The sequence below is a fragment of the Frigoribacterium sp. PhB116 genome (assembly GCF_004364285.1).
In the GTDB taxonomy this organism is placed as follows: domain Bacteria; phylum Actinomycetota; class Actinomycetes; order Actinomycetales; family Microbacteriaceae; genus Frigoribacterium.
This window is the reverse complement of sequence record NZ_SOBE01000003.1, coordinates 69,652-91,383: the sequence shown is the minus strand read 5'-3', so window position 1 is coordinate 91,383 and position 21,732 is coordinate 69,652. Positions and strand designations below refer to the sequence as shown.

Genomic DNA, 21,732 nt, shown 5'->3' with positions numbered 1-21,732 from the left:
GGCTCCGTCGCGTCGCGCGCCCCTCGCCCCGCCCTGCCCCTCTGCCCGAGCGGCACCCCGTGCCTAGGATGGACGCCATGCCCTGCGCCGGACGGACCCCGTGACCAAGGCCCCCACCGTCTACGACGTGGCCGCCCACGCGGGCGTCTCGATCGCCACCGTCTCCCGCGTGCTCCGTCGTCCCGACGACGTGCGTCCCGAGACGCGGGCCCGCGTGCTCGACTCCGTGCGGTCGCTCGGCTACGTGCCGAGCGGCGCCGCGCGCGGCCTCGCGGGTCGTCGTCACGGCGTGCTCGGCCTGTTCCTCCCCGGGCACGACGGCATCGACCTGCCCGAGCCCGACTGGGAGCGCGTCGCGGACGCGAGCCGCATCCCGCTGATCGACGACCGCGAGGGGCGACCGACGCCTCCTGCGCCGACCGGCACCCACACCGGGACCGGCACCGATGCGGCGATCGACGCCCCCCGCACCGCGTCCAACCCGGCGAACCTGTACTTCGACGAGGTGCTGCGCGGCGCGGAGGTCGAGTCCTGGAGGCGCGGCTTCGCCCTCATGGTCGCCGCCGGTCGGGGCTCCAGCCGGGAGGTCATGCTCAACGACATCGCGGGTCGTGTGGACGGCCTCGCCGTCCTCGCCCAGACCGTGCCCGACGACCTGCTCGCGCACGTGTCGCGCCGCATCCCCGTCGTCGTGCTCGCCGACTCGCGTCCGGGCGACGAGCTCGACCACGTCAGCGTCGACAACGCCGCGGGCATGCGCGCCCTGACCGAGTTCGTCCTCGGCCGCGCGGCGGGCGGGGCGCGCGAGCCGGGCGACGCCCGTGGCCCGGTCGCCGACCTCGTCTACGTGGCCGGCCCCGGCGACTCTCCCGACGAGGCCGACCGGCACCGCGGCTTCGACCAGGCCGTCGCGGCGGCCACGGCGGCCGCCACGCGGCAGGGACACGGCGCGGTCCGCGTACGCGTCGAGCGCGGCGACTTCTCGCGCGAGGGCGGCAGGCGAGCCGGGGAGGCGCTGGTCGCCTCCTCCGCCCCGATCCCGCAGGCCGTCGTCTGCGCCAACGACCAGTCGGCGCTCGGCGTGCTCGACGCGTTCGTCGCGCACGGGGTGGACGTGCCGGGCCGGGTCGCCGTGACGGGCTTCGACGGCATCGAGGCGGGCCGCTTCTCCACCCCGCGCCTCACGACGGTGCGCCAGCCGATGAACGACCTCGGCCGGGTCGCGGTGCGCACCATCGTGACGCGGCTGACCGACCCGACCGCGCCTCCTCAGCGGTTGACCCTGCCGGTCGAGGTCCTGCTGCGCGAGAGCTGCCCGGCCCGCTGACCCCCCCCCCCCCCCCCCCCCCGGGCCCGGCCCAGCCCTGGTCCCGCCCCGAACCGCGTTCCGGACCATGAACCGAGACAAAACGCGGTTCATGGTTCGGAACGCGGTTCATGCCGACGCACCGCGAGTGCGCTGCGGCACCGTTGCGCCGCAGCGATGTATGCGCTTACACTGACGATGCTCACCTCGACGACGAATGAGAGAACCGTGGCGATGACGCACACGCACAGACACCGCGCCCGAGCGCGCACCGCCGTGGCGGCCCTGGCCGCTGCCACCGCCGTGGTGCTCGTGGCCACCGGCTGCAGCATCCAGATCCGCAGCGAGCCCGACCCGACGATCGGCGCCGACACGATGCTGATCAACGCCGACAAGGGCAACCCGCAGTTCGAGCGGAACTTCAACCCGTTCCTCACGAACAAGCGCACCGCCTCCACGTGGATCTACGAGCCCCTGCTCGAGATCAACCCCCTCGACGGCGAGATCACGCCGTGGCTCGCGAGCGAGACGACGCTGCCCGACGCGCGCACGGTCGACATGACGATCCGCGACGGCGTCGAGTGGTCCGACGGCGAGCCGATGACGCCCGAGGACGTCGTGTACACGTTCGACCTGATCAAGGCGAACCCCGCGCTCGACCTCAAGGGCGCCTGGCAGCACATCGACACGGTCGAGCAGCAGGGCGACCACGTCGTCTTCCACCTGCAGACCGACGACGTCCCGGCGATGGAGATCATCGGCCAGACGACGATCGTCCCCGAGCACCTGTGGAGCGAGGTCGACGACCCCGCGACGTACCGCAACCCCGACCCGGTCGGCACGGGCCCGTTCACGCTCGGCAACTACTCGGCGATGCAGTACTCGATGGACAAGAACGAGTCCTACTGGCAGGCCGAGAAGATCGACATCGGACACCTGATCCTGCCCGCGACCAACAACCAGCTCGACACCGTCACGCGCGGCTACGACTGGGCGTACTCGTTCATCAGCGACGTCGAGGGCACCTGGGGCGCGGCGAGCGACACCAACTCGTACTGGTTCCCGCCGGGCGGTGTGATCGGCCTGATGCCGAACCTCACCAAGGCGCCCTTCGACGACCTGAACGTGCGGAACGGCATCGCGCTGGCGCTCGACCGCGACCAGATCGCCGAGTCGGCCACCGAGGGCTACCTCGAGCCGGCCGGGCAGACCGGCCTCATCCTGCCCAACCAGCAGGACGACCTCGACCCCTCGATCCCCGACGAGGGAGTGATCGGCCAGGACGTCGACGGCGCCCTCGCCGCGTTCGCGCAGGCCGGCTACACGCAGCAGGGCGACCAGCTGGTCGGCTCGGACGGCCAGCAGCTGCGCATCACGATCCTCACCGCCAACGGCTACACCGACTGGCTGAGGGCCGTGCAGGAGGTGCGGGCACAGCTGGGCGCGATCGGCATCGACGTGCAGATCCAGGCTCCCCAGCCTGCCGGCTACCAGTCGGCCATCGCGAACGGCGAGTTCGACATGGCGCTCGGCGGCATGGGCAACGGCAACACCTACCAGGCCTACAACACGCTGCTCAACAGCGGGTTCGCGACGCCGATCGGCGAGACGACGGCCTCGAACTTCGGCCGCTTCAGCGACCCTGCCGTCGACGAGCTGCTCGACGAGTGGAAGGCCGCGATCGACCCCGCCGAGCAGCAGCGCCTCTCGTACGCCCTGCAGAACGTCGTCTACGAGCAGAAGCCGGTCATCGGCCTCTACTACGGCGGCCTCTGGGGCCTGTTCAACGACTCGAAGTTCACCGGCTGGCCCAGCGCGAAGGACCCGTACATGGCACCCCAGAACTACGACCAGGCGCCGCTGCTGATCTTCACGAAGCTGAAGCGAGTCGACCAGGGCGGTGACGACCAGTGAAGTACGCAGCCCAGAAGCTCGGCCTCTTCGTCCTCACCCTGTGGGCGGCGGTGACGCTCAACTTCATCTTGCCGCGGCTGATGCCCGGCGACCCCACCGACGCCGCGATCGCGAAGCTCTCGCAGAACGGCCCCGTGACCGAGGCGACCCGTGCCGCCATCGAGGCCCAGCTCGGCGTGCCCGACGGCAACGTGCTGCAGCAGTACGTCGCCTACCTCGGCCAGGTCGTCCGGCTCGACTTCGGGACGAGCTACACGTTCTTCCCCGAGACGGTCGGGCACCTCGTCGGGCAGGCTCTGCCGTACACGCTGATCCTCGTCGGCGCGTGCACCGTGATCGCCTTCGTGGTCGGCACCCTGATCGGCGTCGCCGCGGCCTGGAAGCGCGGCACCTGGCTCGACTCGCTGCCGACGCTCTCGGGCAGCTTCATGAGCACGTTCCCGTACTTCTGGACGGCTCTGCTCCTCCTCTTCTTCCTCGGCTACGTGCTGCACTGGTTCCCGACCACGGGGGCCTACGGCGCGACGACCACGCCGGGCTTCACGCCCGGGTTCGTCGGCGACGCCCTGCTGCACGCGGTGCTGCCGGCGGTGACGATCCTCGTCACGAGCCTCGGCGGCTGGATCCTCGGCATGCGGAACGCGATGATCAACACGCTCGGCGACGACTACGTGACCTTCGCGGAGGCGAACGGCCTGAAGGGCCGGACGGTCGCCGTCCGCTACGCCGCCCGCAACGCGATCCTGCCGAACCTCACCGGCTTCGGCCTCGCCCTCGGCGGGGTGGTCGGCGGCTCGATCCTCGTCGAGCAGGTCTTCGGCTACCCCGGCATCGGCTACCTGCTGTTCAACGCCGTCATCGGCCAGGACTACCCGCTGATGCAGGCCCTCTTCCTGATGATCACCGTGAGCGTGCTCGTCGCCAACTTCCTCGTCGACATCTTGTACGGCGTGCTCGACCCAAGGACCCGCCGATGACCTCCACCGTGTCCGTCCGTCTCCCCGAGGGCGGCGACCCTGCCGGCCCCGCCGCCGAGCAGGCCGCGCCCAGCGCCTGGAAGACCGTGCTGCGCACCGCCGGCGTCGTGTGGTCGAACCCCAAGGCCAAGATCGGCATCGTCGTCCTCGGCGTCTTCGTCCTGATGGCCGTGTTCGCCCCGCTGATCGCCCCCTACGGCGGCAGCGAGAACGGGTTCGAGCGCAACCAGGACGCCTCCTGGGCCCACTGGATGGGCACGACCGCCGCCGGCGAGGACGTCCTCAGCCAGCTGATCTGGGGCGCCCGGATCAGCGTGTTCGTCGGCTTCGTGGCCGGCATCGCCGCGACGCTCGTCGCCGTCGCGATCGGCCTCAGCTGGGGCTACATGCGCGGCCCCGCCGCCGAGGTGGTCGGCTTCGTCGTCAACCTGTTCCTCGTCATCCCCGGCCTGCCCCTGATGATCGTGATCGCGGCCTACCTGCAGAACGGCGGCATCGCGGTCATCATCGCCGTGATCGTCGTGACCGGCTGGGCCTGGGGCGCGCGGGTGCTGCGAAGCCAGACGCAGTCGCTGCGGTCGCGCGACTTCGTCGAGGCCGCCCGGTTCTCGGGCGAGGGCGCGACCCGCATCGTGTTCCGCGAGATCCTGCCGAACATGACGTCGCTGATCGTCGGCTCGTTCTTCGGAGCGGCCACCAGCGCGATCCTGGCGGAGGCGGGCCTCGAGTTCCTGGGGCTCGGCGACTCGTCGATCGTCAGCTGGGGCACGATCCTCTACTGGGCGCAGAACTCCAACGCCCTGCTCACCGGGCAGTGGATCCTCCTGTTCGCCCCCGGCCTCTGCATCGCCCTGCTGGCGATGAGCCTCACGCTGATCAACTTCGGCGTCGACGCCGTCAGCAACCCGCGCCTGCGCGAGGGCACGTCCAAGAAGAAGGAGGCGCGTCGATGACCGCCGCAGACCTCACGAACCAGCCCGCCTCCTCGACGACGACGACCGCCGGCGACGCCCCGTTGTTGGACGTGCGCGACCTCAGCGTCGTCTACGAGTCGGCCGCCTCGACGCCGGTGCAGGCCGTCGACCACGTGTCGTTCTCCCTGCGCCGCGGCGAGTTCGTCGGCCTGGTCGGCGAGTCCGGCTCGGGCAAGTCGACGCTCGGCTACGCGCTGACGCGGCTGCAGAAGCCGCCGGCGCGCACCAACGGCGGCAGCATCGTCTTCGACGGCGCCGACATCCGCGACCTCGACGCCGAGGCCCTGCGGCAGCAGCGCCAGGGCGGCTTCGCGATGGTGCTGCAGTCGGGCATGAACGCGCTCAACCCGGTGCGCACGATCCACAAGCACTTCGTCGACATCTTCAAGGCCCACGGCCACGTGCCGCGCGAGCGCTGGGACTCCCGTGCCGCCGAGCTCGTGCAGAAGGTCGAGCTCGACCCGAAGGTGCTCGCGCGGTTCCCCGGAGAGCTGAGCGGCGGCATGCGCCAGCGCGTCTCGATCGCCCTCGCCCTGTCGCTCGAGCCGCAGCTGATGGTGTTCGACGAGCCGACCACGGCGCTCGACGTGCTCGTGCAGCACGCCGTGATGGACACGATCATCTCGCTGCAGCAGAGCGAGGGCTTCACGGCCGTGCTGATCAGCCACGACCTCGGCATCGTGCTCGAGGCGACCGAGCGGGTGCTCGTGATGCACGAGGGTCGCATCGTCGAGGACGGCCGCTCCGCCGACGTGCTCGCCGACCCGCAGCACGAGTACACGCAGATGCTGCTGTCGCACTACGCCGACCCCCGTGCCGAGGTGGTCTCGCTGCCCGGCTTCGAGGACAGGGCGGTGCGCCGGGCCCGGGGCGAGCGCCGCGTCGACACGACCACCAGCACGCCGAGCGTCGGCACGCGCAGCACGAAGGTCGCCCAGAGCGCGATCACCGTGACCGGGGTCAGCAAGACCTACGCGCCTCCTCGTCGCGGCGAGGAGCCCGTGCGGGCCGTCCGCGACGTGTCGTTCACCCTCGAGCCGGGCCAGTCGCTCGCCCTCGTCGGCCAGTCGGGCTCGGGCAAGAGCACGATCGCGCGCATGGTCACCGGCGTCGAGAAGCCGAGCGAGGGCACCATCACGTTCGGCGACGTGGACGTCACGAAGGTCCGCGGACGCGGCCTCCGCGACCTGCGCAGCGACGTGCAGATGGTGTTCCAGGACCCGTACTCGGCCCTCAACCCGCTGCACACCGTCGAGTACACGCTCACCCGGCCGGTCGTGAACTACACGGGGCTGCGAGGGCAGGAGGCGCGGCGCCGCGTCCTGGAGCTGCTCGAGACGGTCGGCCTGACGCCGGTAGAGCAGTTCGCGGCGAAGCTGCCGCACCAGCTCTCCGGCGGTCAGCGGCAGCGCGTCGTCATCGCCCGCGCGCTCGCGAGCGACCCGCAGGTGATCATCGCGGACGAGCCCGTCTCGATGCTCGACGTGTCGCTGCGGGCCGGCGTGCTCGCCCTGCTCGAGGACCTCCGCGAGCAGTGGGGGGTCTCGATGCTCTACATCACGCACGACCTGCTCAGCGCGCGGCTCATCACCGACGACGTGATGGTGCTGCATGACGGCGCCGTGGTCGAGCGCGGCCGCACCGCCGAGGTGCTGCAGCGGCCGACGGACCCGTACACGGTGCGCCTGCTCGACGCCGTGCCGAACCCGCGGCGCACGCACCGCGCCTCCTGACCCGCCCGACCCCGCACCACCAGAACGGACACCCGATGCTGACCTTCCCCGACGGCTTCCTCTGGGGCGCCGCGACCGCCGCGCACCAGATCGAGGGCAACAACGTGAACTCGAACTGGTGGGTGCACGAGCACGCCCCCGGCACGACGATCGTCGAGCCGAGCGGCGACGCCGCCGACAGCTACCACCGGTTCCGCGACGACATCCGGATCCTCGCCGAGCTCGGCCTCAACAGCTACCGCTTCAGCATCGAGTGGGCGCGCATCGAGCCCGAGCGCGGCGTCGTCTCGAAGGCCGAGATCGCGCACTACCGCCGCATGGTCGAGACCTGCCACGAGTTCGGCGTCGAGCCGATCGTGACGCTGATGCACTTCACCGTGCCGCGCTGGTTCGAGCGCGACGGCTTCTGGCGCGCGCCCGACGCCGCCGACCTCTTCGCGCGGTACACCGAGCTCGCGCTGCCCGTCGTCAGCGAGGGCGTGCGGTACGTCTGCACCATCAACGAGCCGAACATCGCCGCGATGCTCGCCGGGGGAGAGGACGCGTCGAACCTCGTCGCGTACGGCCTGCCGAACCCCGACCTGCAGGTCGCCGACGCGCTGCTCGCCTCGCACAAGCGCAGCCGCGAGGTGCTCTCGCAGGTCGACGGCCTGAAGTCGGGCTGGACCGTGGCGACGCAGGCCTTCAAGGCCGTCGACGAGCCGGGCGCCGTCGAGAAGACGCGCGAGTACGGCTACGTCCGCGACGACTGGTACAGCGAGATGGCGGCGGACGACGACTTCGTCGGCGTGCAGGCCTACACGCAGACCTTCGTCGGCCCCGAGGGCCCGCGACCGGTCGCCGAGGGGCTCGAGACGACCCTGACCGGCTGGGAGTTCTGGCCCGCCGCGGCCGCCGAGGGCATCCGCAGCGCCTGGGAGCTCAGCGGCCACGTGCCCGTGATGGTCACCGAGAACGGCATCGCGACCGCCGACGACAGCCGTCGCATCGCCTACACGCAGGGCGCGCTCGAGGGCATCCACGCCACGATCGAGGAGGGCATCGAGGTGCTCGGCTACCAGCACTGGAGCGCCCTCGACAACTACGAGTGGGCCAGCGGCTTCCGCCCCACCTTCGGGCTCATCGGCTGGGACCGCGACACGTTCGAGCGCACGCCGAAGCCCAGCGCGCGCTGGTACGGCGAGGTCGCGCGGGCGAACGGCCTGCCCGCGGCGCCGTAGGGCGGTCGCACCGAACCGACAGTCGGGCCGCGGCGACGGTCGGGCCGCAGCGACGGCCCGGCCGCGGCGACGGCCGCGCCGCCGCGACGGCCAGCCGCCGGCGCCGGTCAGAACGACGTGACGCCGTACAGCGGCCGCTCGGGCCGGAGCATCGCGCGGAGCGTCTGCACGGCGCCGGCCCGGCGCTCCCGCACGAGCCCCGCGGCGGCGAGCGTCACCGGGTCGACGCCGCCGAGCCACAGCGAGCCGAGGGTCGCGACGTCGACCTCGAGGTCTGCGCGACGCACCGCGGCGCGCTCGACAGTGCCGGCGCCTCCTGCGCTCGTCAGCCGCCAGGTGCCCGCGGCGTGGCCGAGGTCGTCCGAGACGGCGACGGTGACGACGCCGTCGGCGGCCCACGGCCGTGCCGAGAAGGCGGCGGGCACGTCGAGCAGGCGCAACCAGACGTGGTCCTGCTCGTGCGTCGTGGTGAGGGCCCGTGCGTCCTCCAGCGCGTGGACGAGCGGGTCGTCGAGCGGCGCGGCCGCCCACGTGATCGACGTCACGAGGTCGATCGCGAGCAGCAGCTCCCACAGCGCGAGGTACGCCTCGTCGGTCGCCGTCACGAGGTCGGCGACCTCGAGCACGGTCTCGGTCGGCTTCTCGGTCACGCGGTAGACGACGTACCCGTCGACCCGACCCGAGGAGGCGCGGTGCACGGCCCCCCGCAGGCTGCGGTCGGGCTTCTGGTCGTCGCCCGTCGCGAGCCCGAGCCGCCGGTCCCAGCTGCCGACGGGCCGGTCGATCGAGCCGGGCGTGCGGGCGTGGAACCGCGCGAAGACCTCGCGGGCGACGGGCTCGAGGCGGGCGGTCGGGACGAGCTCGACGGTGCCCGTCGTCGACGAGAGCAGTCGGACGGGGCGACGCCGGTCGATCGTCACGGTGCGCTCGCGGGTCGCCGTGCCGAAGCCGAACCGGCGGTAGATGCTCGCCTCGCTCGCGGTGAGCGCCGCGACGGCCAGGCCCGCCTCGGCGGCGCGGGCGAGGTCGTCGGTCATCATGCGCCGCAGGATGCCTCGGCGGCGGTGGGTGGGCTGCACCGTCACGCCCGAGATGAGGTGCGCGGGCAGCAGCGTGCCCCCGCCGACGTGCAGGGTGCGCTCGAACGACTCGAACGTGGCGACGGGCCACTGCTCGTCGTCGAGGGTGCCGGGCCGCGGCTCGCGGGGCCAGGCGCCCGTCAGCACGCGGGCGTCGGCGACCGTGCGTCGGGCGTCGCCGGCCGCGCCCTCCGGGGTGTCGATGCTCTCGTGGAACCCCAGGCGGCAGGCGGCGAACCAGGCGGCGGTGGCGTCGTCGTCGATCGCGGCGGGGAAGGTGCGGAGCTCGTAGGCGTCGTCGAAGGAGGTCACCCGACCAGGCTAGGGCCCTGGCCCCGCGCCGTGGGGGCCGGCCGTCGTGCTCGTGGCCCTGCCTGCACGAGGCGTGACCGACGCACGGAGCCGCCGCGCACCATTCAGGAACTTCGCTCCTGAGTTCCGCCTGGGGCGGCACGGTCGAGGCGCAGCATTCAGGAACCCTGCTCGCGCGGTTCCTGCTCCGTGCACGTCTCAGGACTCGCGCTCCCCCCGCCGCGCGGATCAGGACCGATCTTCCTGAATGAGGAGAGAGGGGCAGGCGCAGACGGGTCAGTCGATCGCGCGCTGCACCGTCTTGACCGGCAGCATCAGCACCAGGCCGGCGAGCAGCACGAGCGCGATGCCGATGATCCCGAACCGGGTGTCGCCCGTCAGCCCGACGAACAGCGTGAAGAGCCCCGGCGCCAGGAAGCTCACCGCGCGCCCGGTCGTCGCGTAGAGGCCGAAGATCTCGCCCTCGCGTCCGGGAGGCGTCACCCGCGCCAGGAACGACCTGCTGGCCGACTGGATCGGCCCGACGAACAGGGCGAGCGCGAGCCCGAACACCCAGAACAGGTTCGTGGCCGTGCCGATCGCGAGCACCGCGAACGCGGCGACGACGAGCCCCGCCAGCGCTCCGACGATGATCGTCTTGGCGCCGACCTTGTCGTCGAGCCAGCCGCCGACGAAGGTGCCGATGCCGGCGACGAGGTTCGCGCCGACCGCGAAGTAGATCACCATGCTCGGCGTGAAGCCGAACACCTGGGCCGCGATGATCGCGCCGAACGTGAACACGGCCGCGAGCCCGTCGCGGAACACCGCGCTCGCCAGCAGGAACAGCAGCACCTGGCGGTTGGTGCGCCAGAGCTTCGCGATGGTCGAGCCGAGGAGGCGGTACGAGCCCACGATCCCGACCCGAGGCCGTCCCGGCGCGGCGGGCAGCTCGGGCACGCTGAGCAGCACCGGCACCGCGAAGACGGCGAACCACACGGCGGAGACGACGATCGACAGGCGGACGTCCCACGAGCCGCCGTCGGCGCCCGTCGCGACGCCGAACAGGCCGCCGCGCCCCTCGACGCCGAAGCTCTGCAGGAAGGCGACCAGGAGGAGCAGGAGCAGGACGATGCCCCCGACGTAGCCGAGTCCCCAGCCGAAGCCGGACACCTTGCCGATCGTCTTCGGCGTCGAGACCTGCACGAGCATCGCGTTGTAGTTGACGCTGGCGAACTCGAAGAAGAGGTTGCCGACGGCGAGCAGCGCGGCGCCGAAGACGAGGTAGCCCGGCGCCGGGGCCACGAACACCATCGCCAGCATGGCGAGGACGACGAGTCCGGTGTTGACGGCGAGCCAGAGCTTGCGACGGCCCGAACCGTCGCTGCGCTGCCCGAGCACCGGCGCGAGCAGCGCGATCAGCACGCCGGCGATCGTCAGCGCGGTCGAGATGACGGTGGCGCTCGCGGCCAGCGCCTCGGTCTCGCCCGCCGCCGCGACGATCTCCGGGTCGACGAAGGCGCCGCTCGCGAGGTAGGTGCTGAACACGAACGAGGTGACGACGGCGTTGAACGCGGCGGAGCCCCAGTCCCACAGCGCCCACGAGACGACCCGGCGGCGGGGGATCGGGGTGGCGTCGGCGAGCGTCTGCGCTGCGGTCATGGGGGTCAACCTAGTCGGCGCCGGTGTCGCGGAGGAGGCGCTGCCTCCCTCTGGGGGCACGGCGGGGGCACGGCGGGGGCACGGTGCCGGGCAGGCGCCGGTCCCGCCGACCCTCACCGCGCCTCCTTGAGTCGTTCTGGCTCAACTTTCAGGTTCAGAACTTGACTCGACCGACGCCGTGAGTAAAGTTGATGCCAGCGGACTCAAGGTCCGCGGCAGTCTTCCCGGTCCGCCGGGCCCTCGCCCGGTCAGCCGGGCACCCCCAGACAGCACCGCACCAGAACGAAGGAGCGCCACCCATGGCACGTGCAGTAGGAATCGACCTCGGAACCACCAACTCGGTCGTCAGCGTCCTCGAGGGCGGCGAGCCCACCGTCATCGCGAACGCCGAGGGCCTCCGCACCACCCCCTCGGTCGTCGCCTTCACGAAGGACGGCGAGGTGCTGGTCGGCGAGACCGCCAAGCGCCAGGCCGTCACCAACGTCGACCGCACCATCGCGAGCGTCAAGCGCCACGTCGGCACCGACTGGAAGGTCGAGATCGACGACAAGAAGTACACCCCTCAGGAGATCAGCGCGCGCATCCTCGGCAAGCTGAAGCGCGACGCCGAGCAGTACCTCGGCGAGGACGTGACCGACGCCGTCGTCACCGTGCCCGCGTACTTCAACGACTCCGAGCGCCAGGCCACGAAGGAGGCCGGCGAGATCGCGGGCCTCAACGTGCTCCGCATCATCAACGAGCCCACCGCGGCGGCCCTCGCCTACGGCCTCGACAAGGGCAAGGAGGACGAGCTCATCCTCGTCTTCGACCTCGGCGGCGGCACGTTCGACGTGTCCCTCCTCGAGGTGGGCAAGGACGACGACTTCTCGACGATCCAGGTCCGCAGCACCTCCGGTGACAACCGCCTCGGCGGCGACGACTGGGACAACCGCATCGTCGAGCACCTCATCAAGAAGTTCAAGGACGCCCACGGCGTCGACCTGTCGACCGACAAGATCGCCAAGCAGCGCCTGAAGGAGGCGGCCGAGCAGGCCAAGAAGGAGCTCTCGTCGAGCACCTCCACCTCCATCCAGCTGCCCTACCTGACGCTCACCGCCGACGGCCCGCTCAACCTCGACGAGACCATCTCGCGCTCGCAGTTCGAGCAGTGGACCAGCGACCTGCTCGACCGCACCAAGAAGCCCTTCAACGACGTGATCAAGGAGGCGGGCGTCAAGGTCTCCGACATCGCGCACGTCGTGCTCGTCGGCGGCTCCACCCGCATGCCCGCCGTCACCGAGGTCGTCAAGTCGCTGACCGGCGGCCAGGAGCCCAACAAGGGCGTCAACCCGGACGAGGTCGTCGCCGTCGGCGCCGCGCTACAGGCCGGCGTGCTGAAGGGCGAGCGCAAGGACGTCCTGCTCATCGACGTCACCCCCCTGAGCCTCGGCATCGAGACCAAGGGCGGCGCGATGACCAAGCTCATCGAGCGCAACACGGCCATCCCGACCAAGCGCAGCGAGACCTTCACGACGGCCGACGACAACCAGCCGTCCGTCGCCATCCAGGTCTTCCAGGGCGAGCGCGAGTTCACCCGCGACAACAAGAACCTCGGCACCTTCGAGCTGACGGGCATCGCTCCGGCCCCCCGTGGCGTCCCGCAGGTCGAGGTCACCTTCGACATCGACGCCAACGGCATCGTGCACGTGTCCGCGAAGGACAAGGGCACCGGCAAGGAGCAGTCGATGGTCATCTCGGGCGGCTCGTCGCTCTCGAAGGACGACATCGAGCGCATGGTCCGCGAGGCCGAGGAGAACGCGGCAGAAGACAAGGCGCGTCGCGAGGCCAACGAGACCCGCAACAACGCCGAGCAGCTCGTCTACTCGATCGAGAAGCTGATCAAGGAGAACGACGACAAGCTGCCCGACGACGTGAAGTCCGAGGTCCAGGCCGACGTCGACGCGCTCAAGACCGCGCTCGCCGGAGACGACGACAGCGCGATCAAGCCCGCCTTCGACAAGCTCAACGAGAGCCAGTCGAAGCTCGGCCAGGCCATCTACTCGCAGAGCCAGGGCGAGGAGGCCGGCGCCGCGGGCGCGGCCGGTGCCGACGGTGCTCCCGCCGACGGCCAGGCGCAGGGCGACGACGAGGACATCGTCGACGCCGAGGTCGTGGACGACGACGACAACGACAAGAAGTAGGACGGTCTCCCCATGGCAGACGAGAACGGCAACACGCCTGACGAGCCGGTGGTGAACGACAAGCGCCGCATCGACCCCGAGACGGGCGAGGTGCGTCCCGAGCCGGCCGCCCCCTCTGAGGACGGCGGCACCGCCGCGGTCACCGACCCCGACGAGCTGATCGAGGCCGAGGCCCCCGACGTCGAGGTGCCCGCGGGCGCCGAGGCGCCGGAGGGCGCGGCCGAGGCGGCCGCCGAGATGGCGGCCGAGGGCGAGGCCGAGGGCGCAGAGCCTCTCAGCGCCGACGACGAGGCCATCCTCGACGCCGCCAGCCGCGACCTCGTCGCGGACATGCGCCAGGACATGCTCCGGGCGCAGGCCGAGCTGGTGAACTTCCGGAGGCGCGTCGAGCGCGACCGCGAGGCGAACCGCGAGGCCGTGGTCGCCGAGGTCGTGCGCTCGCTCCTCCCCGCGCTCGACGACCTGGCCCGTGCCGAGAAGCACGGCGACCTGGCCGAGGGCCCGATGGTGATCGTGGCGCAGAAGATCCGCGGCGGGCTCGACAAGTTCGGGCTCGTCCAGGTCGGCGAGAAGGGCGAGGTCTTCGACCCCACCATGCACGACGCCCTGGTCCAGCTGCCGAGCGCCGACGTCACGGTCAACACCGTGGCCGACGTGATCGAGCCGGGCTACAAGATCGGCGACCGGGTCATCCGGGCCGCGAAGGTCGCGGTGCACACGCCGCAGTAGCGGCATCCGCGACGCGAGTCGCGACGGGCGGTGGGCTCCTCGAGAAGGGGTCCGCCGCCTCCCCCATTCCCCGGCGGTCGCTCCCGAGCGACGGCACAGAGACAAGAGAGGAGGTGCCGGATGGCCAGCCAGGACTGGTTCGACAAGGACTTCTACGCCGTTCTCGGTGTCTCCAAGGACGTCACGGCGGCAGAGCTCAAGAAGGTCTACCGCAAGCTCGCCCGCAAGTACCACCCCGACTCCAACCCCGGCGACGCGGCCGCGGAGGCGAAGTTCAAAGAGGTGAGCGAGGCCAACTCGGTGCTCTCCGACCCCGAGCAGCGCCGCGAGTACGACCAGATCCGGGCCATGGGCTCGGGCGCGCGCTTCACCGCGGGCAGCGGTGGCCCCGGCGGCGGCGGGGGCGGCTTCGAGGACGTCTTCGGCGGCATGTTCGGCGGCGGGCAGCCCGGCGGCGCTCGCCCGCAGTACCGCCAGCAGGGCGGCGGCGGCTTCGACGACATCTTCGGCGGCATGTTCGGCGGCGGCGGCTTCGGCCAGACGAGCGGCGGCTTCCGCGGCTACGGCGGTCCGCAGAAGGGCCGCGACATGACGGCCACGACGACGCTCGACTTCCAGACCGCGGTCGTCGGCGAGACGATCTCGCTGCAGGGCGCGAACGGCCGGCCGATGAAGGTCCGCATCCCCGCGGGCGTGCACGACGGCCAGAAGATCCGGCTGCGCGGCAAGGGCGAGCCCAGCCCCGACGGCGGCGAGGGCGGCGACATGGTCCTCACCATCGCCGTGCGCAAGCACCCGGTGTTCGAGCTCGACGGCCAGAACCTGCGCCTCGACGTGCCGGTGACGTTCGCCGAGGCCGCGCTGGGCGCGACCATCGAGGTCCCGACGCTCGGCGGCGACCCCGTGCGGCTGCGCGTCGCACCCGGCACTCCCTCCGGTCGGGTGCTGCGCGTCAAGGGCCGCGGCGTCGTCACCAAGTCGGGCACCGGCGACCTGCTCGCCACCGTCCAGGTGGCCGTGCCGTCGCACCTCAGCGACAAGGCGAAGGAGGCGGTCGAGGCCCTGGCCGCGGCCCTCCCGGCCGAGAACCCCCGCGACGACCTCATCGTCAGGGCCCGCGCGCAGGCGTGACGACCATGGACGAGAACTCGCCGCTCTTCGCCATCGCGACCGCCGCCGAGCTCGCGGGCATGCACGCCCAGACGCTGCGGCAGTACGACCGGCTCGGCCTCGTCGTCCCGCAGCGGACGGCGGGCAAGTCGCGTCGCTACTCGATGCGCGACGTCGTCCAGCTGCGCGAGATCGGCCGGCTGGGCGGCGAGGGAGTGTCGCTCGAGGGCATCAAGCGGATCCTCGAGCTCGAGAACCAGGTCACGTCGCTGCAGTCGCGCGTGCGCGAGCTGGAGCGGGCCCTGGCCGACGAGCTGGTCAACCGACCCGGCGCGCGAGTGTTCGCAGCCGGCGAGAGCGGCGTCGTGCCGCTGCGGCAGGGCATGCGCCCCCGACGGCAGACGGCCGTGGTGGTCTGGCGACCCGAGCGCTGACGCGGGTCCGACGGCCGCCGCTCGCTGCGGGCCCGCCGTCGTCGTGGACGGTGCACCCCGGAGTGGACGATGCACCCCGTCGTTCGGGGGTGCACCGTCCACTCCGGGGTGTCTCGCCCCGCGTGCCCGGTAGCCTCGTGGCGTGATCGACTTCGACCAGCTCCGCCGGTGGCCCGACGTCGAGGCCCCCGAGCTGGTCGCGCACGACGCGACCGACCGCCTCCTGCTCGACGAGGCCGCGTCGCGGCTGTCCGCAGGGTCCGAGGTCGTCGTGGTCGGCGACCGGTACGGAGCCCTGACCCTGGGCGCGATCGCAGGAGGCGCCTCCTCGGTCCGCGTGCACCAGGACTCGCTCTCGGGCGAGCGCGCCCTCGCGGCCAACGCGGCCCGGCTCGCCCTGTCGCTCGACTCCGTCGTGCAGCACGACCTCGACCCTGCGCTCGTCGTCGGGGCGCGGCTCGTGCTCGTGCAGCTGCCGCGCTCGCTCGACGCCCTCGACGAGGTCGCAGCCCTCGTGGCGGCCCACGCCGCCCCGGACGTGGTCGTGCTCGCGGGCGGCCGCCTCAAGCACATGACCCGCGCCATGAACGACGTGCTCGGCCGCCACTTCGGCCAGGTGTCCGCGGGGCTGGCCCGGCAGAAGTCGAGGCTGCTGACGGCCTCGGTGCCGCGCCCGGGCGGCTCGGCGCCGTGGCCGCGGTCGCAGCGGCACGCCGACCTCGGACTGACCGTGGTCGCCCACGGCGCCGCGTTCGCCGGGTCGGGGGTCGACATCGGCACCCGGCAGCTGCTCGCCCTCGTCGACCGGATGCCCGAGGCCGCGTCGGTCGTCGACCTGGGCTGCGGCACCGGGCTGCTCGCGGCGGCCTACGCGCGCCGGGCACCGGGAGCACGGGTCGTCGCGACCGACCAGTCGGCCGCGGCGGTCGCCTCCGCCCGGGCGACGATCGCCGCCGCCGGCCTGGCCGACCAGGTGGAGGTGCGGCGCGCGGACGCGGGCGACTCGCTGCCCGAGGGCGGCGCCGACCTGGTGCTGCTCAACCCGCCGTTCCACGTCGGTGCCGCGGTGCACACCGCCATCGCTCAGAAGCTGTTCGACGCCGCGGCGGGGCTGCTCCGCCCCGGGGGCGAGCTCTGGACGGTCTACAACTCGTCGCTGTCGTACCGCGGCGCCCTCGAGCACACGGTGGGGACGACGCGGCAGGTCTCGCGGTCGCCGAAGTTCACGGTGACCGCGAGCACGCGGCGCTGACGACCTGACGACCTGACGACCGACGACCTGGGGCGGCTCAGGCCGTCCTGCCGCGTCAGGCGGGCTCGTCGAGGCGCAGCGACGCGTCGAGGTAGGCGAGCAGCGCCAGGGCGTACGCCGCCTCGGCGTCGTCGGCCACGTGGTGCTCGTGCTCGTCGGCCGTCGACCGCGGGCGGAGCAGCACCGTCCAGCCGAGGTGCTCGTCGTCCTCGGTCTCGTGGGTCAGCGAGACTAACGCCGGGCCGAGCAGCGTCCGCAGCTGGTCCTCGCGCGGCAGCCAGAGCGCCGCGTCGGCCGAGACCGAGTCGAGTGCCCACTCGGTCGTGCCGTTGAAGCCGAGCTCGGTGCCGGTCGGGTAGTGGTGCGCCTCGATGGTCATGTCGCTCAGCGTGAAGACGTCGGGCGCCTCGTCGGCGTCGGCGAGGTGCTCGACGACGAAGCGGTCCCCGGACGCGGGGCGCCAGCGGAGCCCGGCGGAGCGGAGGCGGCGGGCGAGGTCGACGGTGATCATCGGCTCATCCTGCCTCAGCGGGCTGTGACGGTGTTGCCCGTGCCGTCGGTGTTGACCACGGGGTCGGAGTCGCTGCCGTGCACGACCTCGTTGTCGACGCCCTCGACGTCGACCTGCGCGACCGTCTCGACCTCGACGTGGTTGCCGGAGCCCATGACGACGACGACCCGGGCCGGGCCGCTGTGCAGCGTCCCGTCCACGCCCGCGACGACGACCGTGTCGCAGCCGCCGGGCAGCGACTTCTCGCTCGGGTCGTCGTCGTGGAAGGTCATCCAGGCGATGCCGTCGACGCAGGCGTCCGTGGTGGCGTCGGAGACGAACGGTGCGGCTGTCCGGTCGCCCGTGGAGGTCGGAGGGGTTGTCGACGCGGCGGCGGTGGTGCTCGACGACGTCGGGGGCTCGACCGCTGCGCAGCCGGCGAGGACGGCGAGGGCCGCCGCCACGGCCGCCGACGACACGAGGGCGGCCGGGCGGAAGGCGGGGTGGATGCGTCCCACGGCGTCGCCCGCTGCCTAGGCCGCCGGGGCGACGGTGTTGCGCTCGCCCGCGTCCTCGACCGTGGGGGCGGCGCCGCCGTGGGTGACCACGTCGTCGTCGCCGGCCAGGCGGACCGTGGTGACCTGGTCGACGGACACGGTGACGCCGGTGCCCTCGACGACGAGCGTGCCCACGGTGCCGAGCTCGACCGTGCCTCCCGAGCCGACGACCGAGACGAGGTCGCAGTCGGAGTCGACCACGGCGACGGGGGAGTCTGCCTCGATCGTGGCCTCGGCCTCAGGGCCGGAGTCGGTCTCGAGCGCGGCGTCCGGGCCGGTGCCGGTGTCCACGAGCATGAAGCCGTCGGTGCAGGTGCCGGTCTCGGCGGCGGCCGCCCGGGGCGTGTCGGTGGGCGAGGGCGCGGCGTCGTCGGGGCCGGTCGTGGCGGTGCAGCCGGCGAGCACCGCCAGGCCGGTGACGGCGAGGGCGAGGGTCGCTGCTGCGGGGCGGCGCCGTGCCGCGCGGGCGGTCATCGGCCGGTCACCGTGTTGCCGGTGGTGCCGGCGTCGTTGACGACGGGCGCGTCACCGGTGTGGCTGAGCGTGTTGCCGTCGCCGGCGAAGTCGATCGTGCCGACGGCGTCGGCGGTGACGGTGATGCCCGTGCCCTCGACGACGACGTGCCCGACGTCGGCGAGCGTGACGGTGCCGTCGCTGCCGATCACGTTCACGCTGTCGCAGGCCTCGGTGAAGACGACGTCGGTGGTCTCGTCGTCGAGCACGACGGAGGCGTTGCCGTCGACGCAGGTCTCGGTGACGAAGGGGCTGGTGGTCGACTCGGCGAGTCGGGTGCTCGAGCCGGTCGCGTCGGGGGTGCCGTCGGTGCTGGCTGCGTTCGTGCAGCCGGCGACGCCGGTGAGCAGGACGGCGCCGAGCAGGGCGGAGAGGGCGGCGGTGCGGAGGCGGGGCGCGTGCATGGTGGAGCCTTTCGGGGTCTGGGGCGGCGCGGTGGGGGCCGGGCCCGGGGAGGCATGTCGTCTCCCCGGGCCCGGCTGTGGTGCAGGTGGTGCGGTGGTGCTGCTGGCGCTAGTTGCCGCTGTGGTTCCAGGCGAAGCCGGTGACGGAGTCGCTCTGGCCGTTGCGGGCCTTCTGGTCGATGTTCAGGACGTAGTCGTGGGTGGGGCCCCAGACTCGGGTGAACGACCAGTTGCCGTCGGCGTCGGCCTCGACCGTGCGGTAGGTCGTGTCGCTCTTGGCGGAGCGGACCGAGACCGTGGCGAACGGCGTCGCGGTGCCCTCGAAGCGGGCGGCCACGCCGGTGTCGTAGGTGTCGCCGACCGCGGGACTGGTGAGGACGAGGGGCGCGAAGACGGGTGCCTTGACGTTGACCGTGGTGGTGCTGGTGGTCTTGTCGGGGTTGGTCTGGGTGACCTTGATGGCGTAGTCGTTCGAGGGGCCCCAGTTGCGCTCGGGCAGCGCCCAGGTGCCGTCGGGCTTCACGGTCGCGCGGCCCATGGGCACGTTCCATCCGTTGGTGGCGTTGACGGCCTCGACGGTGGCGCCGGGGGTGCCGGTGCCGGTGAGGACGTTCAGGCCGGGACGGTACGTGGCGCCGTCGGTGATGCTGGTGACGTCGACGGGCACGTTGACGACCGCGGTGGCGAGGTGCAGGGCGGTGCGCTGGGTGTCGGTGCCCTTGGCGGCGACGAACGCGATGTCGTACCCGGCGCTCGTCGGGCCGAGGTAGCGGTCGAAGGCCCAGGTGCCGGCGAGGCCGGCCGTGGCGCGGCCCATGGGGGTGGACCACTGGTTCGTGGCCGTGACGACGGTGCCGGGCATCGCGGTGCCGGTGAAGGTGGTGGTGCCCACGGTGTAGGTGCTGTCGTTCACGGGGCTGGTGACCTCGAAGCCGAGGGCTCCCGCGTAGTTCAGCTTGAGAGACACCGTCTGGGGGTCGCCGACCGGGGGCGTGGCGGTGAAGGTGAGGTCGTAGCCGGCAGCGGTGGGGCCGAGGATGCGGTTGAACGACCAGGTGCCGTCGGTCGCCGTCGCCGTGCCCATCGGGGTGCCCCACTGGTTCGTGGCGCGGATCGTCGAGCCGACCGGGGCGGTGCCGCGGAAGGTGGTCATGCCCTCGGCGTAGGTCTGGCCGTCGACGTGGCTCGTGACGGCGAGGGGCAGCTCGGCCGCGACCCGGGTCAGGGTGTGGGTGAGGGTGCTGACCTCGCCGCCCGCGTCCTGGGTGACGGTGAGGTCGCTGACGCCCATGCCGAGGCCGCGCGTCGGGGTGATCGTCCAGTCGCCGTCGACGACGGTGGTGGTGCCGATCGCGGTCGCGCCGTAGCCGATGGTGACGCTGGCACCGTCCTGGCCGTGGCCGGTGAAGACGGGGCGGCTGGTGGTGACGGTCGAGCCGTTCTCGGGGGTCTCGACGGTCAGGGGCTTGAAGGTCTCGGCCTCGGGGTTGATCGTGATCGTCGAGGTGGTGACGTTGCCGCCCTTGCCGGTCTGGGTGACCTCGAGGACGTGCTTGCGGGCGTCGAGGTCGGAGGTGGCGAGGTTCCAGGTGCCGTTGACGAGCACGTCCCCGCTGCCGATGACCGTGGCGTGGCCCTGCTCGCGGACCAGGAGCTGTGCGCGGGGCTCGCCGGTGCCGCGCATGGCGAGGGGCCCGCCGTCGTGGGCGGCGTCGGGGACGGGGCGGGTGACCTCGACCGCGGCACCGTAGGCGATGCTCTGGCTGATGTCGCCGTTGCGTTCGTGGTCGATCAGCTGGTGGATGGTCACGGGGTAGGCGCCGCCGAGGTTCGGGGCGGTGACCTCGAGGCTCCAGGTGCCGTCGATCGGGGAGGCGGGGGCCCGGTCGATCTCGGTGCCAGTGGCGTCCTCGACCACGACGGTGGCGCCGGGGTGGGCGCTGCCGGAGAGGACGGCCTTCTTCGTCACGTCGGGGTCGAACGTCACGGTCGCGTCCACGGGATCCACGGCCAGGTCGATCTCGACCCTCGCATCGTCGGTCTTCGTACCGTCTTCGTACTGCTCAAGGATCGTCGTGTTCATGCCGAGTGTCAGCCCGGATACGGTCGCGGACCAGTTGCCGTCGCCGTCGACGTCGGCCGGCTGGTCGTCGTTGATGATGACCGTCGAGCCCGGCACGGCCGTGCCGGAGATCTGCGCCGTGCGTGCGGCGAGATCGACCGAGACGACGTCCGCGTAGAACAAGTCCCGCGCGGCGGCGAACCGGACCTTCGCCGGCGTCCCTGTCGAGTTGAGGTACAGGCGACCATCGGCGTCCGGGGTCTCTTGCGTCAGCTTCTTGTCCGTTCCGGCTACCTGCATTGAACCGTCCCGCGGAAATTCCCATTTCTGTCCAGCGTCGTTCGCATTGCACCTCAACTGGTAGAGGGTGCTGAAGCCGCCGTACAGACATAGTCCCGGGAACTTGTCCATCGTGATCACCTTGTTGATCGGGTCGTAAGTGTAAGTCGCACCGACCGCTCGGGCATCGGCTTCAGCCAGCGCTACCGTGTCGTACACCTTTGAGGAGTTCCCGTAGGCATTGGGGGCTTGGGTGCCTACCGCGCCGGCCTTGCCGCCGGCCAGTGTCATGGAGATCGTGCTCGACGCCGCGAGTCGCGTCGCCGTGGACGAGGGGTCCGGGGCAGCGGCGGACGCCGCCGCGGGGCCGAAGCTGAGGCCGGTGAGGATCGTGGCTGCTGCCAAGCCGATCGCTCCCGCCCTGGTGAGGGTCTTCTTCATGTGTGCGTGGTTCCTTTGAACGATGTCGGGCCGAAATGGGTATGCGAAATATTAGACACACGAGGGCGGTGTCTACAACCTGACGAGTGCTATGCCTTGCGCATCGACGCGGGCAGCGTAAAGTTGAG

At 71.9% G+C, this 21,732-nt stretch carries 18 protein-coding genes; 11 read left to right on the top strand and 7 right to left on the bottom strand.

What is annotated here, in order from left to right:
• Positions 1-100: 100 nt before the first annotated feature.
• The 6 genes from EDF20_RS11725 to EDF20_RS11700 all read left to right on the top strand — a co-directional run bounded on the left by EDF20_RS11725 (position 101) and on the right by EDF20_RS11700 (position 8,124).
• Complete coding sequence (locus tag EDF20_RS11725; protein ID WP_133738794.1) at positions 101-1,327, top strand: LacI family DNA-binding transcriptional regulator; 1,227 nt, start codon at positions 101-103, stop codon at positions 1,325-1,327.
• A 213-nt stretch (positions 1,328-1,540) separates the two neighbouring features.
• Positions 1,541-3,220, top strand: coding sequence for an ABC transporter substrate-binding protein (locus EDF20_RS11720; RefSeq protein WP_133738793.1), 1,680 nt, complete (start codon positions 1,541-1,543; stop codon positions 3,218-3,220).
• Positions 3,217-4,197, top strand: coding sequence for an ABC transporter permease (locus EDF20_RS11715; protein WP_123548518.1), 981 nt, complete (start codon positions 3,217-3,219; stop codon positions 4,195-4,197). Before EDF20_RS11720 ends, EDF20_RS11715 begins: the two co-directional genes overlap by 4 nt.
• Positions 4,194-5,150: an ABC transporter permease gene (locus EDF20_RS11710; RefSeq protein ID WP_123548519.1), complete on the top strand. Its 957-nt coding sequence runs from the start codon at positions 4,194-4,196 to the stop codon at positions 5,148-5,150. Before EDF20_RS11715 ends, EDF20_RS11710 begins: the two co-directional genes overlap by 4 nt.
• The gene (locus EDF20_RS11705; RefSeq protein ID WP_123548520.1) at positions 5,147-6,904 is read left to right on the top strand and encodes an ABC transporter ATP-binding protein; all 1,758 of its coding nucleotides are present in this window, start codon (positions 5,147-5,149) and stop codon (positions 6,902-6,904) included. The genes EDF20_RS11710 and EDF20_RS11705 overlap by 4 nt, the downstream gene beginning before the upstream one ends.
• Before the next feature lie 35 nt (positions 6,905-6,939).
• Complete coding sequence (locus EDF20_RS11700; RefSeq protein ID WP_133738792.1) at positions 6,940-8,124, top strand: family 1 glycosylhydrolase; 1,185 nt, start codon at positions 6,940-6,942, stop codon at positions 8,122-8,124.
• A 107-nt stretch (positions 8,125-8,231) separates the two neighbouring features.
• Here the strand turns inward: EDF20_RS11700 and EDF20_RS11695 are convergent, their stop codons facing one another.
• A complete protein-coding gene (locus tag EDF20_RS11695; protein WP_133738791.1) occupies positions 8,232-9,515 on the bottom strand; it encodes a GNAT family N-acetyltransferase in 1,284 nt (427 codons plus the stop codon).
• A gap of 276 nt (positions 9,516-9,791) precedes the next feature.
• A complete protein-coding gene (locus EDF20_RS11690; RefSeq protein ID WP_123548523.1) occupies positions 9,792-11,153 on the bottom strand; it encodes an MFS transporter in 1,362 nt (453 codons plus the stop codon).
• 299 nt (positions 11,154-11,452) lie between these two features.
• Between EDF20_RS11690 and dnaK the strand changes: the two genes are divergently transcribed.
• From dnaK to EDF20_RS11665, 5 genes are all read left to right on the top strand, one after another.
• Positions 11,453-13,333, top strand: coding sequence for a molecular chaperone DnaK (dnaK, locus tag EDF20_RS11685; protein ID WP_133738790.1), 1,881 nt, complete (start codon positions 11,453-11,455; stop codon positions 13,331-13,333).
• Positions 13,334-13,345: 12 nt separating this feature from the next.
• Complete coding sequence (locus EDF20_RS11680; protein WP_123548525.1) at positions 13,346-14,062, top strand: nucleotide exchange factor GrpE; 717 nt, start codon at positions 13,346-13,348, stop codon at positions 14,060-14,062.
• A gap of 120 nt (positions 14,063-14,182) precedes the next feature.
• Positions 14,183-15,193, top strand: coding sequence for a DnaJ C-terminal domain-containing protein (locus EDF20_RS11675; protein WP_123548526.1), 1,011 nt, complete (start codon positions 14,183-14,185; stop codon positions 15,191-15,193).
• 5 nt (positions 15,194-15,198) lie between these two features.
• The gene (locus tag EDF20_RS11670; RefSeq protein WP_123548604.1) at positions 15,199-15,606 is read left to right on the top strand and encodes a MerR family transcriptional regulator; all 408 of its coding nucleotides are present in this window, start codon (positions 15,199-15,201) and stop codon (positions 15,604-15,606) included.
• Positions 15,607-15,748: 142 nt separating this feature from the next.
• Positions 15,749-16,858 (top strand): methyltransferase, encoded by a 1,110-nt coding sequence (locus tag EDF20_RS11665; RefSeq protein WP_133738789.1) that lies wholly within the window; start codon positions 15,749-15,751, stop codon positions 16,856-16,858.
• 55 nt (positions 16,859-16,913) lie between these two features.
• Here the strand turns inward: EDF20_RS11665 and EDF20_RS11660 are convergent, their stop codons facing one another.
• The 5 genes from EDF20_RS11660 to EDF20_RS11640 form a co-directional block, all read right to left on the bottom strand.
• The gene (locus EDF20_RS11660; protein ID WP_133738788.1) at positions 16,914-17,369 is read right to left on the bottom strand and encodes a pilus assembly protein CpaE; all 456 of its coding nucleotides are present in this window, start codon (positions 17,367-17,369) and stop codon (positions 16,914-16,916) included.
• A 14-nt stretch (positions 17,370-17,383) separates the two neighbouring features.
• Entirely contained in the window at positions 17,384-17,866 is a 483-nt protein-coding gene (locus EDF20_RS11655; RefSeq protein WP_133738787.1) for a DUF3060 domain-containing protein, read from the bottom strand.
• 15 nt (positions 17,867-17,881) lie between these two features.
• Entirely contained in the window at positions 17,882-18,379 is a 498-nt protein-coding gene (locus EDF20_RS11650) for a DUF3060 domain-containing protein (protein ID WP_123548530.1), read from the bottom strand.
• Positions 18,376-18,822: a DUF3060 domain-containing protein gene (locus EDF20_RS11645; RefSeq protein WP_133738786.1), complete on the bottom strand. Its 447-nt coding sequence runs from the start codon at positions 18,820-18,822 to the stop codon at positions 18,376-18,378. Before EDF20_RS11645 ends, EDF20_RS11650 begins: the two co-directional genes overlap by 4 nt.
• Positions 18,823-18,931: 109 nt before the next feature.
• Positions 18,932-21,604 carry a hypothetical protein gene (locus tag EDF20_RS11640; RefSeq protein ID WP_133738785.1) on the bottom strand — a complete coding sequence of 891 codons (2,673 nt, stop codon included), beginning with the start codon at positions 21,602-21,604 and terminating at the stop codon, positions 18,932-18,934.
• Positions 21,605-21,732: the final 128 nt, after the last annotated feature.